This is a genomic window from Thermosynechococcus sp. QS41, from assembly GCF_031583515.1.
Taxonomy (GTDB): domain Bacteria; phylum Cyanobacteriota; class Cyanobacteriia; order Thermosynechococcales; family Thermosynechococcaceae; genus Thermosynechococcus.
Map to the genome: position 1 here is coordinate 2,442,689 of NZ_CP134181.1, position 13,653 is coordinate 2,456,341.

14 protein-coding genes are annotated in these 13,653 nt (G+C 53.7%); 7 read left to right on the forward strand and 7 right to left on the reverse strand.

Annotated features, from left to right (window positions below; genetic code table 11):
* Window positions 1-90 precede the first annotated feature (90 nt).
* Entirely contained in the window at window positions 91-828 is a 738-nt protein-coding gene (gene fabG / locus RHJ80_RS11975) for a 3-oxoacyl-[acyl-carrier-protein] reductase (RefSeq protein ID WP_206200359.1), read from the forward strand.
* Window positions 829-853: 25 nt separating this feature from the next.
* Window positions 854-3,583, forward strand: coding sequence for a valine--tRNA ligase (locus RHJ80_RS11980; RefSeq protein WP_310801083.1), 2,730 nt, complete (start codon window positions 854-856; stop codon window positions 3,581-3,583).
* Window positions 3,584-3,731: 148 nt separating this feature from the next.
* Here RHJ80_RS11980 and RHJ80_RS11985 read toward each other — a convergent pair whose 3' ends face one another.
* Genes RHJ80_RS11985 through RHJ80_RS11995 form a run of 3 tightly spaced genes read right to left on the reverse strand, consistent with a single transcriptional unit; the run spans window position 3,732 to window position 5,980 of the window.
* On the reverse strand, window positions 3,732-4,088 hold the full coding sequence (locus RHJ80_RS11985; RefSeq protein WP_206200361.1) for a ribulose bisphosphate carboxylase small subunit: 357 nt from the start codon (window positions 4,086-4,088) through the stop codon (window positions 3,732-3,734).
* A gap of 30 nt (window positions 4,089-4,118) precedes the next feature.
* On the reverse strand, window positions 4,119-4,499 hold the full coding sequence (gene rcbX, locus RHJ80_RS11990) for a RuBisCO chaperone RbcX (RefSeq protein WP_206200362.1): 381 nt from the start codon (window positions 4,497-4,499) through the stop codon (window positions 4,119-4,121).
* A 53-nt stretch (window positions 4,500-4,552) separates the two neighbouring features.
* Window positions 4,553-5,980 carry a form I ribulose bisphosphate carboxylase large subunit gene (locus RHJ80_RS11995; protein WP_149819787.1) on the reverse strand — a complete coding sequence of 476 codons (1,428 nt, stop codon included), beginning with the start codon at window positions 5,978-5,980 and terminating at the stop codon, window positions 4,553-4,555.
* 412 nt (window positions 5,981-6,392) lie between these two features.
* Here RHJ80_RS11995 and ylqF point away from each other — a divergent pair, with 412 nt between their 5' ends.
* Together ylqF and RHJ80_RS12005 are read left to right on the forward strand one after the other, a co-directional pair.
* Window positions 6,393-7,241 (forward strand): ribosome biogenesis GTPase YlqF, encoded by an 849-nt coding sequence (gene ylqF / locus RHJ80_RS12000; protein ID WP_310801084.1) that lies wholly within the window; start codon window positions 6,393-6,395, stop codon window positions 7,239-7,241.
* Between the two features lie 28 nt (window positions 7,242-7,269).
* Window positions 7,270-8,787 (forward strand): hypothetical protein, encoded by a 1,518-nt coding sequence (locus RHJ80_RS12005; RefSeq protein ID WP_310801085.1) that lies wholly within the window; start codon window positions 7,270-7,272, stop codon window positions 8,785-8,787.
* Window positions 8,788-8,800: 13 nt separating this feature from the next.
* On the opposite strand, the gene bchI is transcribed toward RHJ80_RS12005, so the two are convergent.
* Window positions 8,801-9,868 (reverse strand): magnesium chelatase ATPase subunit I, encoded by a 1,068-nt coding sequence (gene bchI / locus RHJ80_RS12010; protein WP_310801086.1) that lies wholly within the window; start codon window positions 9,866-9,868, stop codon window positions 8,801-8,803.
* Window positions 9,869-10,209: 341 nt separating this feature from the next.
* Here bchI and RHJ80_RS12015 point away from each other — a divergent pair, with 341 nt between their 5' ends.
* From RHJ80_RS12015 to rsmI, 3 genes are read left to right on the forward strand one after another with little or no spacing between them, the layout of a single operon-like run.
* Window positions 10,210-10,695, forward strand: a complete 486-nt coding sequence (locus tag RHJ80_RS12015) for an RNA-binding protein (protein ID WP_206200366.1) — start codon at window positions 10,210-10,212, stop codon at window positions 10,693-10,695.
* An 18-nt stretch (window positions 10,696-10,713) separates the two neighbouring features.
* On the forward strand, window positions 10,714-11,316 hold the full coding sequence (gene cbiT, locus RHJ80_RS12020; RefSeq protein ID WP_310801087.1) for a precorrin-6Y C5,15-methyltransferase subunit CbiT: 603 nt from the start codon (window positions 10,714-10,716) through the stop codon (window positions 11,314-11,316).
* Window positions 11,316-12,161: a 16S rRNA (cytidine(1402)-2'-O)-methyltransferase gene (gene rsmI / locus RHJ80_RS12025; protein WP_310801088.1), complete on the forward strand. Its 846-nt coding sequence runs from the start codon at window positions 11,316-11,318 to the stop codon at window positions 12,159-12,161. The genes cbiT and rsmI overlap by 1 nt, the downstream gene beginning before the upstream one ends.
* Here rsmI and cofG read toward each other — a convergent pair.
* From cofG to RHJ80_RS12040, 3 genes are read right to left on the reverse strand one after another with little or no spacing between them, the layout of a single operon-like run.
* Window positions 12,142-13,089: a 7,8-didemethyl-8-hydroxy-5-deazariboflavin synthase subunit CofG gene (gene cofG, locus RHJ80_RS12030; RefSeq protein ID WP_302677417.1), complete on the reverse strand. Its 948-nt coding sequence runs from the start codon at window positions 13,087-13,089 to the stop codon at window positions 12,142-12,144. The genes rsmI and cofG overlap by 20 nt on opposite strands.
* Window positions 13,090-13,147: 58 nt before the next feature.
* A complete protein-coding gene (locus RHJ80_RS12035) occupies window positions 13,148-13,381 on the reverse strand; it encodes a hypothetical protein (protein ID WP_149819801.1) in 234 nt (77 codons plus the stop codon).
* A gap of 11 nt (window positions 13,382-13,392) precedes the next feature.
* Window positions 13,393-13,638, reverse strand: coding sequence for a ferredoxin-thioredoxin reductase variable chain (locus RHJ80_RS12040; protein WP_302677416.1), 246 nt, complete (start codon window positions 13,636-13,638; stop codon window positions 13,393-13,395).
* Between the last annotated feature and the right edge of the window lie 15 nt (window positions 13,639-13,653).

Below are 13,653 nucleotides of genomic sequence, written 5' to 3' on the forward strand. Positions count from 1 at the left end.
CCCTAGACCCAAGAGGGGTAACATCGGCTGTTAAAATTTGTGATGGACTATCCATACGTGCAGCATTTTTGCCCTTAGGAGAGAACTGATTTGAGCGAAGCAGCCGTTGCCATTGTCACTGGTGCCTCACGGGGAATTGGTCGGGCGATCGCCCTCGAACTGGCGAAAGAAGGAGCCACGGTAGTGGTTAACTACGCCCGTTCTGCTGAAGCTGCCCTTGAAGTGGTGCAAATGATTGAACAGCAAGGGGGAACAGCGATCGCGATTGCTGCCGATGTATCTATCCCTGAGCAGGTCGATACCCTTGTGGCCAAAACGGTGGACACCTATGGCCGCGTCGATGTGCTGGTCAACAATGCCGGCATTACCCGCGACACGCTGCTGCTGCGCATGAGCCTCGAGGATTGGCAGGCGGTGATTAACCTGAACCTGACGGGGGTCTTCCTGTGTACCCGTGCGGTGAGTAAACTGATGCTCAAGCAAAAGCGGGGACGAATTATCAACATTGCTTCGGTAGCCGGGCAAATGGGCAACCCTGGCCAAGCCAACTACAGTGCTGCCAAAGCAGGCGTGATTGGGTTTAGCAAAACTGTGGCCAAAGAACTCGCCAGTCGGGGCATTACCGTGAATGCCGTTGCCCCCGGTTTTATTGCCACTGAGATGACCGCTGGACTCAAGGCAGAGGACATTCTTAAATTCATTCCCCTAGGGCGGTATGGCGAACCCACAGAGGTGGCAGGGATGGTGCGCTTTTTGGCCTTGGATCCGGCAGCCGCCTACATTACGGGGCAAGTCTTCAATGTGGATGGTGGTATGGTGATGGCCTAGGCGCCTTGGAGTAGTGCAGCAACCCATGACCGACGCGATTACCCTCCCCAGTCAATACGATCCCAAGCAAACCGAGGCCAAATGGCAACAGCTTTGGGAAAGCAGTGGTGTCTTTCACGCCGATCCCAACCACCCTGGCAAGCCCTATTGCATTGTCATTCCGCCTCCGAATGTCACCGGCAGTTTGCACATGGGTCACGCCTTTGAGCACGCCCTGATTGATGTGCTGATTCGCTATCACCGCATGATTGGTCGCAACGTCCTCTGGCTGCCGGGGACAGACCATGCCAGTATTGCTGTTAGCACGATTTTGGATCAACAGTTGCACGCGGAGGGCACCAACCGCTTTGCCTTGGGACGAGAGGCCTATCTCCAGCGGGCTTGGGCGTGGAAGGAGTCATCGGGCAATACGATTGTCGGCCAAATTCGTCGCTTGGGACTGTCGGTGGATTGGTCGCGCGAACGCTTCACCATGGACGAGGGGTTGTCGCGGGCGGTGCTGACCGCCTTTAATCGCCTCTATGAAGCAGGGCTGATCTATCGCGGTAAGTATTTGGTGAACTGGTGCCCCGCCAGTCAATCGGCAGTCTCGGATTTAGAAGTGGAAAACCGTGAAGTACAGGGGTATCTCTGGCATTTTCGCTATCCGCTGACGGATGGCTCAGGATATTTGGAGGTGGCGACGACCCGGCCAGAAACGATGCTGGGAGATACAGCGGTGGCGGTTCACCCTGAGGACGATCGCTATCGCCATTTGATTGGCAAAACGCTGCGGCTTCCCCTGATGAATCGGGAAATTCCCATTATTGGCGATCCCTTAGTAGATCCGACCTTTGGCACCGGCTGTGTGAAAGTCACCCCAGCCCACGATCCCAATGATTTTGTCATGGGGCAACGCCATCACCTACCCATGATTAACCTGATGAATAAGGATGGCACCCTCAATGAGAATGCTGGCGAGTTTGCAGGTCTGGATCGCTTTGTGGCGCGTAAACAGGTGGTGGCTCGCCTAGAGGCAGAGGGCTTTTTGGTACGGGTGGAGGACTATAAACACACCGTTCCCTATAGCGATCGCGGCAAAGTCCCCATTGAACCGCTCCTCTCTACTCAATGGTTTGTGAAAATTCGTCCCCTCGCGGATGCCACCCTCAAGGCACTGGATAAAAAGCACTCCCCCCGCTTTATCCCCGATCGCTGGGCAAAGGTCTATCGCGATTGGCTGGTGAACTTACGGGATTGGTGTATTTCACGGCAACTGTGGTGGGGGCATCAAATTCCCGCTTGGTATGTGGTCAGTGAAACCGAAGGCGAAGTGCGCGATGACACGCCCTTTGTGGTGGCCATGGATGAGGCCGCTGCCCGCGCCAAGGCGATCGCCCAATTTGGCAAGGAGATTCAGCTCCAGCAGGATCAGGACGTACTGGATACGTGGTTTTCCTCTGGTCTATGGCCCTTTTCTACCCTCGGCTGGCCCGATGATACGCCAGACTATCGCTGCTATTACCCCAACACCACCCTTGTGACCGGGTTTGACATCATCTTTTTCTGGGTGGCGCGGATGACTATGATGGGGCAGTACTTCACGGGTAAAATCCCCTTCCGCGATGTCTATATCCACGGCTTGGTGCGGGATGAAAACAACAAGAAAATGTCCAAGTCTGCCAACAATGGCATTGACCCGCTGATCTTAATTGAAAAATACGGTACTGATGCGCTGCGCTATAGCTTGGTCAAGGAAGTGGTGGGCGCCGGTCAGGATATTCGCTTGGCCTACAACCGCAAAACCGATGAATCGGCAACCGTCGAGGCGGCTCGCAACTTTGCCAACAAGCTCTGGAATGCCTCTCGCTTTGTGTTGCTGAATCTAGAGGGACAAACCCCCAGCCAGTTGGGGACACCACAGCGGCGGGACTTGGCGGCCAGCGATCGCTGGATTCTCAGTCGCTACCACACGGCCATTCAAACCACCCGCGAACGCATTGAAAGCTATGGCCTTGGGGAGGCGGCTAAGGGACTCTACGAATTCATCTGGGGGGATTTTTGCGACTGGTACATTGAACTGGTGAAACCCCGTTTGCAAGGGGAAAACGCCAAAGCTAAGCGCACGGCGCAACAGGTGCTAGCCACGGTTCTCGATGGTATCCTGAAGCTGCTCCATCCTTTCATGCCCCACATCACCGAGGAAATTTGGCACACGCTGCATCAGGTGGGAGACAGTGAAGTTTTAGCGGTACAACCCTACCCGAAAGTGAATCGCCGCGCCATTGACCCTGACCTTGAAGCCCAATTTAGCCTTTTGATTGAAACCATCCGCACCCTGCGCAATCTGCGGGCAGAGGCAGGGATTAAGCCGGGATTGTATATTACGGCCTTGATTGAGGCCAGTGCTGAGGAAGCACCGATCTTTGAGGCTGGGGCGGCAGATATTCAACACCTAGCGCGCCTTGAGTCGCTAACCATTGGCACCGGCCTGCAAATTCCGCAGCAGGTGTTTAGTGGTGTGGTTGGCAAAAGCGAGGTGCTCATTCCCCTAGCGGGGGTCGTGGATGTGGCGGCCTTGGTGGCCAAACTCCAGCAGGAGGGCGATCGCCTGACCAAAGACATTCAATCTTTAACGGCTCGCCTCAACAACCCCAATTTTGTTAACAAAGCCCAACCAGAGGTGGTGGCTACGGCTCAGGCGCAACTGACCGCTGCCCAACAGCAACTCGCGATTATTCAGCGCCGACTCCAGTCGCTAAGTGCCGATGCCTAAACCCAACCCTGATCAGTAGAAAACAGCACCGCAAGCAGTTGAAGCCTACTTGTGTGATCGCTCGCCTCGTTAAGGCGCAATAAAAAATAGGGGGGTCGTTCCCCCCTGAGCTGCAATTTAACTGCAATGGACTGAGAAAATCTCAGCCTTAGTAGCGATAGCCGCCGTAACCGCTGTTGGCCTGATTGGGCTTGTAGACAATAAAGCCCATCACTTGGCACTGCTTGATATTGTCAAAGGCCACCACCCGGATAAAGCAGTTAGGATACTCCGAGCGGCACTGCTGCACCTCGTTGAGCACCTCTTGGGCATTGGTGCAGTTAAACAGGGGCAGCTTCCACATCGTCCAGTAGTGGATCTCAGCATCAGAGGTTTCGTTGAACTCTACGCAGGGGTGGTAACCCTGATCAATTGCGTACTGGATTTGCCGCATAATTTGGGCATCACTGAGGGGAGGCAGGTAGGAGAAAGTTTCGTAACGACGCTCTTTGGGCAGTGTTTTCATAGGTTCCTCAATTGGTTCACAGTCAACAAATTATTCAGGAGTTTCTGGATGGCTGCTCTCAACATTGGCTTCCGACACTTGGGTCATCCGCTCCAGTTGTTGACAGCGTTGTTGCAAGTTGGCCTGCTGGATGCCCGCACGTAACATTTCTGGTAGATAGTCCGCCACCATTTCCGCGAGATGTTCACGTACCGTGAGGATGCGAAAACCGAGATCGGGCTGTTCGCGAAAGAGGGCTTCCAAGTAGCGTTCGCCATCTTGGACACTTTCTTGACTCGTGAACTGGTGTAGCCAGAGCGATCGCGGTGGATCGGTTTCGGCCAGTTGCCCAATCACGGTTCGCACGGCCTGATAGGTGAGATAACTCATCAGGGTTTTGGTGGTTTGCTTCGCAATGTGCTTGACATCCATAGACCTACGGGGAAATCGTTGCCGTAGCTCCGATTGAACCCCAACTGCACCACCTAGATCGTGTCTTGCGCTTCAAACTCGAACTTGATTTCTTTCCAGAGTTCGCAGGCAGCAGCCAGTTCTGGACTCCAGCGAGCGGCTTCGCGGATGATGTCGCTGCCTTCGCGCATCAGGTCACGACCTTCGTTGCGGGCTTGGATGCAGGCTTCAAGGGCGACCCGGTTCGCAGTTGCCCCCGGTGCATTCCCCCAAGGGTGACCAAGTGTGCCGCCCCCAAATTGCAGCACAGAATCATCACCAAAAATGTCCACCAGTGCGGGCATGTGCCAGACGTGAATGCCACCAGAAGCCACCGCCATCACTCCTGGCATCGAGGCCCAGTCTTGGGTGAAGTAAATGCCACGAGAGCGATCCTGCTCAATGTAGTTTTCCCGCAACAGATCGATAAAACCAAGGGTGATGGCTTTATCCCCTTCCAGCTTACCGACAACGGTACCGGTGTGGATGTGGTCACCACCAGACATCCGCAAGCACTTGGCCAAGACCCGGAAGTGGATGCCGTGGTTTTTCTGACGGTCAATCACAGCGTGCATAGCGCGGTGAATGTGCAGTAGCATGCCATTGTCACGGCACCATTTGGCCAAGGTAGTGTTGGCAGTGAACCCCGCGGTCAGGAAGTCATGCATGATGATGGGCATTTCCAGTTCTTTGGCAAACTCTGCCCGCTTCAGCATTTCCTCGCAAGTGGGAGCGGTTACGTTGAGATAGTGGCCTTTGATTTCGCCAGTTTCGGCCTGGGCTTTGTGAATGGCATCGGCAACGAAGAGGAAGCGATCGCGCCAGCGTTGGAAGGGCTGGGAGTTGATGTTTTCGTCATCTTTGGTGAAGTCCAGACCACCGCGCAGACATTCATAAACGGCACGGCCATAGTTTTTCGCCGACAGACCTAGTTTCGGCTTGATCGTGCAGCCCAAGAGGGGACGACCATATTTATTCAATTTGTCGCGCTCCACTTGAATCCCGTGGGGTGGCCCTTGGAAGGTTTTCAGGTAAGCCACCGGAATCCGCAGGTCTTCTAGACGCAGCGCTTTGAGGGCTTTGAAACCAAACACGTTCCCCACAATGGAGGTCAGCATGTTGGTGACGGATCCTTCTTCAAAGAGATCCAGCGGGTAGGCAATGTAGGCGATGAACTGATTATCTTCACCCGGCAGGGGTTCGATGTCGTAGCAGCGACCTTTGTAGCGATCCAAGTCGGTCAGCAGGTCGGTCCACACGGTGGTCCATGTCCCTGTCGAGGATTCTGCGGCAACGGCGGCGGCAGCTTCCTCAAAGGGCACGCCCGGCTGCGGGGTCACACGAAAGGCCGCTAGAATATCAGTGTCTTTGGGAGTGTAATCAGGGGTGTAATAGGTCAGGCGGTAGTCTTTTACCCCTGCCTGATACCCAGCTTTCTGGGATTTGGATTGCGTATAGGCCATAGACGTTTTTCCTCTTTAACAGTTACTGTGCCGAATAGAGCAATCTCTACGGGCAACCTTTGCAATGGGTAGTGTGAACGCTACGATTCCCCCAAAATGGGGCAAAATTGAGCAATGCAAAACTCAGCGAGATGATGCAACCATCCGCAAGCCTGTGATATCGTCGTAGGTCTTATGCTTAGCATCAGCTTAGTTGATACCCAATGCAATAACTTTTGCTTTGGAGATTCTTAATTATTCTATAGGTTTGGGTTATCAATCTTTAGAGTTGTTTATAGGTTTCTAATCAGAGGCGCACAACTATAGTGCTCTATCTATTCAAAAACGATTGAGGATTATCTGAAATCAATTGAATGGCATTCATGGGGGGCGATCGCTCTATTGTTTTTGAAAAAAAGGGGGTGGAATTTCTATGAGTCCGATCATTCAATGGTATCCCGGCCACATTGCTAAGGCAGAACGCGCCCTTAAGGAACAACTGAAACAGGTGGATGTGATCTTGGAAGTGCGGGATGCACGGATTCCCCTTGCCAGTTACCATCCCCAAATTCGTCAGTGGGCCAGTGGCAAACAATGCCTCTTGGTGCTCAATGGCATGGACAGGATTAGCGATCGCGATCGCCAAGAGTGGCTCACTTGGTTTGAATCGAAAGGGGAAACCGTCTTTTTTACCAATGCCCAGCGGGGGGAAGGCATTCGCCGCCTCCAACAGGCAGCGGTTCAGGCGGGTGCCGCCATGAATCAACGCCGTCAACAGCGGGGCATGCAAGTAAGAGCCGTACGGGCTGTGGTTCTGGGATTTCCCAATGTGGGCAAGTCAGCACTGATCAATCGCCTCTTGCAGCAGCGGGTGGTTGAGAGTGCCGCTCGGCCGGGGGTAACCCGGCAACTGCGCTGGGTGCGTTTGTCTCCCACCTTGGAACTTTTGGATGCCCCTGGGGTCTTGCCGATGAATTTTAAGAATCAAGAGGCGGCGGTAAAACTGGCCATTTGCGATGACATTGGCCAAGCTGCCTACGACCCTTGTCGCGTGGCACCAATTCTTGTTGAGCTACTGCACCAGTTGGGACAGGCCGATCGCCTCAGCGATCGCTATGGTCTAGCCGTCACCGACACGGGTGAAACCTATCTTCATGATCTCGCCACTAACCGCTACCATGGTGACTTAGAACGGGCAGCCCGACAACTGTTGCAAGACTATCGCCGAGGGTACTTGGGGGCGATCGCCCTTGAGCGTCCCCCTTTGCAAGATAATATGTAAGTATTTCTGCAATTTTAATTGCTGTGCCATGAAAACACTGATGATTACTGTGGGCAACCGACAGGTGGGCTGGCGGTGCAAAGACGGTATTGTGCGCAATTTTGGAGCTGATGGTGATCCTGCCCGTAAGGGGAATGCGCCACCTCACCTGAGTGAGTTGTACGAGGAATTTGGCATCCAACGGGGTTTTCATGATCCTGAGGCAAAGCACCGCCACAACGTGCGCTATTTAAGTGAAATCGTTTATCGGCATTGTCAAGCTAAGAATGACTTTTCACCCGTGGTTTTGCTGCTGGATGAGCAAATCTTGGCAGCACACTATGCCACGCCAACGGAACCTGCGGAGGTGATTCTCTGGGGAACCGATCAGCCAGAGTTGGTCGGCTGGCAATTTTACGCCATGGATACTTGCTGGTTGGCAGAATTGATGGCGGGGGCGATTCGGCAGCGCTATCCCCACCTCAACGTCACGGTTTGGAACTGTCCGGTTGATGTGAATCAGAGGCAAGCCCTGTGGGACTTCACGGAAAAGCAGTTAGAGCAATATATTAAGCGTCTGCCAGAGAACGCGGCTGGCAATTGGCAGTTGCAAATTCAAACAAAGGGGTCTGTCCCTCAAATGGCAGATGCTTTGAACATGATTGCGGCAGTTCTCATGCGTCAGTATCCCGTTAGGAAAATTATCCCGACAGAGCCAAAACCGTTCTTTGATCCAAGCAATCAGTCTGCTCGCAGTGCTGAATCTCTTGAAGAGGTGTCTTTAGGTGAGGTCTTTTGGCCACTGGAACGCCAGCGGATTGCCACAGCATGGAAACGGGGCGACTTTACGGCTGCAAAGGCACTCCTTGAAGCCCATCGCGATCGCCATGAAGCGCTCTATCAGTTGGCCGATTGCCTTGCCTTAGCAACAAACTGGAGTATTCAAGATTTTCTCAAGGGAATTCAGGGGGAACGCTGGCTGGATCAAAAGCCTACGAAAGCAGTGACTCACAAAGCTCAACGGCAGCAGTGGCGCGAGGCGACGGTCAATCGTTGTCCCAATAGTGAAACGGCCACCAGCAAGTTCTTGAAAATTTGGGAATTTGAGCTATTGATTGATCTGAGCTTGCAGCAGGCGAACTATACCCTCGCCTTTATGCAATTTGCCCAGATGCTTGAACGGCTCCTGTTTTGGCGATGCGAACAGGAAGATTGGCGCACGCAGGGGCACTTAGGTGAGGAATTTTTGCAGGAGGGCAACTATCGTGATCCGACATTGGGGGTGCTGTGGCGAGCCTGGGCAAAAGCGGAGCAGCGATCGCCCGCTGATGACCTTGTTAAAAAGCTGGAGACGGTCAATGAATATCGCAATGGCGTTGTTCACCGCAATCGAGCGATCGGCCGTAAAGAGTTGACTCAGTTGGCCGGTGTTTCCCCAGAGACATCCCCAGCAGAAATTCATCAAGGGCTGTTAAATGTCCTTTGCCAAGTTCTCAATCAAGAACAAATGCCAGAAAAAGGGGTGGCGCGATCGCTCTACGAGTGGGGACTAGAGCAACTGAAGTAATCCCAATCCCAGCCTAAGCAGCAATCTCCACGCCAAAGACCTCTTGGAAGACTTTGCCCACCTTGTAGCCGGAGTCAATTGACTCAAGGGGATCCTTGCGCAGACGGTGCCGCAGACACAGGACAATCACTCGTGAAATATCCTCGACGGTCACATCGCTGCGTCCCTCAAAGGCAGCCAAGGCCTTGGCAGCGCGGTTGGTGACAATGTCTCCCCGCAGGCCATCCACATCTAGCTCGGCACAGACTTGGGAAATTTTCACCCGCAGTTCGTAGTCAATTGTGACACTCGGCAAGAGGGCTTGGGCAGCAACTAGCTTAGCTTGCAGCGCTTCCTGTTGAGCTTGGTATTTGGCCAAAAAGGCTTCGGGGTTTTGATCAAATTGCGATCGCTGCTCAACAATTTCTACCCGCAGGGTGGCATCCTTAACGGTGCGAATCTCGGCGTGCATGCCAAAGCGATCCAGCAGTTGCGGTCGCAGTTCCCCTTCTTCGGGGTTACCAGAGCCAACTAAGACAAACCGTGCTGGGTGACGAATTGAAATACCTTCGCGCTCAACGGTATTCCAGCCGGAGGCAGCGGCATCCAGCAGCACATCCACCAAATGGTCGTCGAGCAGGTTCACCTCATCCACATAGAGAATGCCGCGGTTAGCCCTCGCCAAAAGACCCGGTTCAAACGCTTTCACCCCCTCCGCTAGGGCTTTTTCAATATCAATGGTGCCGCAAACCCGATCCTCGGTTGCCCCCAAGGGCAGATCCACCATCGGCACTTTTTTCTTAATGGTGTGAAGGGGTTCACCCGCCGCCACCGCCACCTTGACAGCGTCACTCATCAAATCTGGATCGCTGGGGTGACTATTAAAGGGATCATCGGCCACCACCTCAATTTCCGGCAGCAGATCCGCGAGGGCGCGAATGGTGGTTGATTTGCCCGTGCCGCGATCGCCCATAATCATCACCCCACCAATTTTGGGGTCAATGACATTGAGCAACAATGACAGTTTCATTTCGTCCTGACCGACAATTGCCGTAAAGGGAAAAACAGGCCGACGAGGGACAGCAGTCGCAGTCACAGGCATCACATCGCAAAAACAGCATTGATTATTGTGCCACATTGGGCTTGCGCTGCCACAGCAAAATTTTTCCGCAAAATCCTAGCCCTAGGTGGAGGAACTGTGATACCCTAAGTAGGAACAATTAAGGAGCTAGGCGCTCTCATTGCTTTTGCTCCATTACGTCCATGCAGGTTCTCAATTAGCAACAATCGCTGTGAACCCATCCAGTTATTTTACACCACTAATCAAGGCAGGGGCTTTGCGTACCCTTGGGGGACGTAGACCTCAGTTGCGAGCGGTTTCTCACGCCCGACTGTCCATTTTTGAATCGTGTTGTTTTTAAGCTGCCGAAGGGAGGTTTCTTTATGTCCGTGCGTTTATATGTGGGCAATCTGCCGCGTGAACTGAGCCGCGAAGAGCTAGAAGCCCTATTTAACCAAGAAGTGGGCGAAGTGGGCACCACCAAACTAATTACCGATCGCAAGACTGGTAAGTGCCGCGGTTTCGGCTTTGTCACCGTTGAATCCGAGGAAGTGGCGGATCAGGTGATTGAGAAACTCAACGGCTACACCTTTAAGGACAATCCCCTCAAGATTGAGAAAGCCAACGAGAAGCCCAAATCTGAAGCTAAGGAAAATAAGGAAAAAGAAGAAACAGTGGCCGAAAAGCCCACTCCCAGCAACCGCAATAATCGCAAAAATAATAAAAACAATGGGCGGCGTACCCCAGCCAATTCGGCGCCGGCTGAATATAGCTCCATGGATACCGAGGCGGCTCAACCGGATCCCCGCTGGGCAGATGCCTTAGCACAGCTTAAGGAACGGCTCCTCGCCCAAAGCAGCAACGCTTAAAGGTTTTAGGCAGTTTCTATGACGGCGGATCCCTGGCCATTTGTGACCCCGGGTATCCCCGATGATCTCTTTGAGCGCTTACCAGGTATTCCCCTCACCCAACGGGAAACGCGATTATTGATGCTTTCCTATTTGCGGCTTGAGCCGGACTCTTGTCTTTGGGATGTGGGCGCGGGCACGGGTACGATCGCTGTTGAGGCAGCACGCTTGGCGAAGCGGGGACAGGTGATTGCCATTGAACGGGATGAGGAAGTCGTTGATCTGATCCAACGCAATTGCGATCGCTTTGGCGTCAAAAATGTGCAAATTGTTGCTGGTTCGGCTCCAGATTGCTTTCCCCAGTTACGTCGCACCCCGCAGCGCATTTGTCTCGAGGGGGGGCGCCCGATTAAGGAAGTTTTGCTGCAAGCGTGGGAGTATCTTGCGCCCGGTGGTCGCTTGGTGGCGATCGCCAGCAGTTTAGAAAATCTCTATGCCCTCTCTGAAGGGTTCGCGACAGTCCAAGCCCGCAGCCTAGAGGTGGTGCAATCGGTCATCAATCGCCTAGAAACGCGGGGCGGCCACCAAATTTTTGCAGCAGTGGAACCGATCTTTATTCTCAGTGGCGAGAAAATTTCCTAATGGGCAGCGGGCAACTGTGGGTGGTGGGTACCCCCATTGGCAATCTTGAGGATATAAGCGCTCGTGCCCTGCGCATTCTCAAGGCGGTGGATCTCATTGCTGCGGAGGATACACGCCACACCGGCCGCCTGTTACAGCATTTTGGCATTACTACACCCCAAATCAGTCTCCATGAGTACAATACTCAACAGCGCGTGCCCCAACTGCTTCAGCGCCTAGAGGCGGGTCAACAGATTGCCTTGGTTAGCGATGCAGGGTTACCGGGGGTGTCGGATCCCGGTTATGAATTGATCACGGCCTGTATTGCCGCAGCCATTCCGGTCACACCGATTCCCGGCGCGAATGCTGCCTTAACAGCCTTAATGGCCGCAGGATTACCGATGAATCGCTTTTGTTTTGAAGGGTTTTTGCCGACTAAGGGGCGCGATCGCCAGCAGCGATTAGCAGCACTGAAACAGGAAACGCGCACAATTCTTCTCTACGAAGCCCCCCATCGCTTGCTGCAAACGGTAACAGAGTTACGTCAAATCTTGGGGAGCGATCGCCCCCTCGTCCTCGCCCGCGAACTCACGAAGCGCCACGAAGAATTTTGGCGGGGAACCCTCGGCACTGCCTGCACTTATCTACAGGAGCATCCCCCCCGTGGCGAATACACACTGGTTTTAGGCGGTGCCCCTGAACACTCTGTGGCCGTGAATCCCCATCATCTCGCGGACGAATTAGCGACACTTCTCAGCCAAGGCCTTTCCCTTACCCAAGCCAGCCGTCAACTGGCAGATCTCACAGGGCTTTCGCGGCGCGACATCTATCAACTGGGACTCCAGCTCAAACAGGCATCCCCTTGACTTTCCCCCTCAATGGCGGCGGCAACCCATCCACAAACTGGGGATAGACGGGGAGTCGTGGCACTAATTCCCATCCCCACGCCTGTAATTGTTCCCTTAGGGCTGTCACATCGGTATGGGGATAGTCGGGATTGACATGATCCAAGGGAACGATGCCCCCCAAATCGCGAGCGCCCGCGTTTAGGCACGCCCGAAAGACCTCTGGATCTGTGACGAGATTCGCAGGAATTTGAATCGTGATGTCTTCAGGCAAGAGCGATCGCGCCCAGTGTACCACGTTCGGTAATTGCCTCAGATCAAAGGGGGGCAACGCTGCTTCCTGTTGCTGGCCGGGACTGTGGGGCTGCAAAATCACCTCCTGAATATGTCCCCACCGCCGATGACACTCAGCAATGGCCGTGAGCGTTTCTGCCCAATCCTGCGGCTCTTCACCAATGCCCAAGAGCAAGCCCGTAGTGAAGGGAATACCCAGTTCCCCGGCCTGTTCCAGTTGGTGTAAACGCAGTTGCGGATCCTTGCTAGGGGCATGGCGATGGACGCTTTGCAACAACTTCGGTGTTAATTGCTCTAGCATCAGTCCCATCGAGACATTCACCGCCTTGAGAGCGGCCATTTCTGCTCGATTGAGGGGACCCGCATTGGTATGGGGCAGAAATCCCTGATCCAAGGCTAAGGCGGCTAGATCATAGAGACGCTCTAACCATTGGGAACGCTGGGGACTGTTGGGGGCAACTTCGCCACTGAGAATCAAAATTTCTCGCACCTGTTGGGGGTCAAGCCCTGCCAACTGTTGAGCCGCCGCCTCTAAACTCAACCAACCACTCGTGCCAATATCCTGACGGAAGTTGCAGTAGGTACAGCGATTAAAACACTCGTACGTCGGTACAAGAGTAAAAGCTGGACTATAGGTGATGGTGCGATCGCTCATGGAGACTCACGAAAAAGTGCTCTTATCTCAGCACCACTGCGTTCAAGGAGATAATTTCTCAATAACGGGCGATCGCGAACACGTAGAGGGCATGGCCTGCCAATAACGTTAACCACACCAGCGTTACCGTTGGCATAAAGGGTACTGCCGTGGGTTGCACCTGATGCCAAAACCAGCCACCAGAGTTAAAAGCAGCAAAAAGGGCAACATGAACCGCAAAATTCATGCGATCGTCCAAACGGCGATAGCTCGGATCACGGCGATCGGGCTTACGGGGCCAACGGGGAGGCATATAGAGCGTACCTAAATCACTTCCAGCTCGTCGGGGTGCAAATGAGCAATGAACTTGGGACTAAACCGCACCTGAATCGGGTAGTTGGGACTAATGGGACGGCCCTGCCAGTCGCTGAGAATGGCGAAAATCTCCCCCTCCATTCCTTGAATGTCAAAGGGCTGATTGCGGTGATCAGGGTGGTGATAGACGATGGTAGGGGTCTTAACGCGTACCCGCAGGCCTACACTTAGGGTTGGTTGCTCTACAACGCTCATTTGCTTGTTGTTCTC

Coding starts and splice junctions, on each gene's coding strand:
- RHJ80_RS11985 (WP_206200361.1), bottom strand. CDS start 4,088: ATGAAAACACTGCCCAAAGAGCGTCGTTACGAAACTTTCTCCTACCTG.
- cofG (WP_302677417.1), bottom strand. CDS start 13,089: ATGAGCGATCGCACCATCACCTATAGTCCAGCTTTTACTCTTGTACCG.
- ylqF (WP_310801084.1), top strand. CDS start 6,393: ATGAGTCCGATCATTCAATGGTATCCCGGCCACATTGCTAAGGCAGAA.
- RHJ80_RS12035 (WP_149819801.1), bottom strand. CDS start 13,381: ATGCCTCCCCGTTGGCCCCGTAAGCCCGATCGCCGTGATCCGAGCTAT.
- RHJ80_RS12005 (WP_310801085.1), top strand. CDS start 7,270: ATGAAAACACTGATGATTACTGTGGGCAACCGACAGGTGGGCTGGCGG.
- RHJ80_RS12040 (WP_302677416.1), bottom strand. CDS start 13,638: ATGAGCGTTGTAGAGCAACCAACCCTAAGTGTAGGCCTGCGGGTACGC.
- cbiT (WP_310801087.1), top strand. CDS start 10,714: ATGACGGCGGATCCCTGGCCATTTGTGACCCCGGGTATCCCCGATGAT.
- RHJ80_RS11980 (WP_310801083.1), top strand. CDS start 854: ATGACCGACGCGATTACCCTCCCCAGTCAATACGATCCCAAGCAAACC.
- RHJ80_RS11995 (WP_149819787.1), bottom strand. CDS start 5,980: ATGGCCTATACGCAATCCAAATCCCAGAAAGCTGGGTATCAGGCAGGG.
- rsmI (WP_310801088.1), top strand. CDS start 11,316: ATGGGCAGCGGGCAACTGTGGGTGGTGGGTACCCCCATTGGCAATCTT.
- rcbX (WP_206200362.1), bottom strand. CDS start 4,499: ATGGATGTCAAGCACATTGCGAAGCAAACCACCAAAACCCTGATGAGT.
- RHJ80_RS12015 (WP_206200366.1), top strand. CDS start 10,210: ATGTCCGTGCGTTTATATGTGGGCAATCTGCCGCGTGAACTGAGCCGC.
- bchI (WP_310801086.1), bottom strand. CDS start 9,868: ATGCCTGTGACTGCGACTGCTGTCCCTCGTCGGCCTGTTTTTCCCTTT.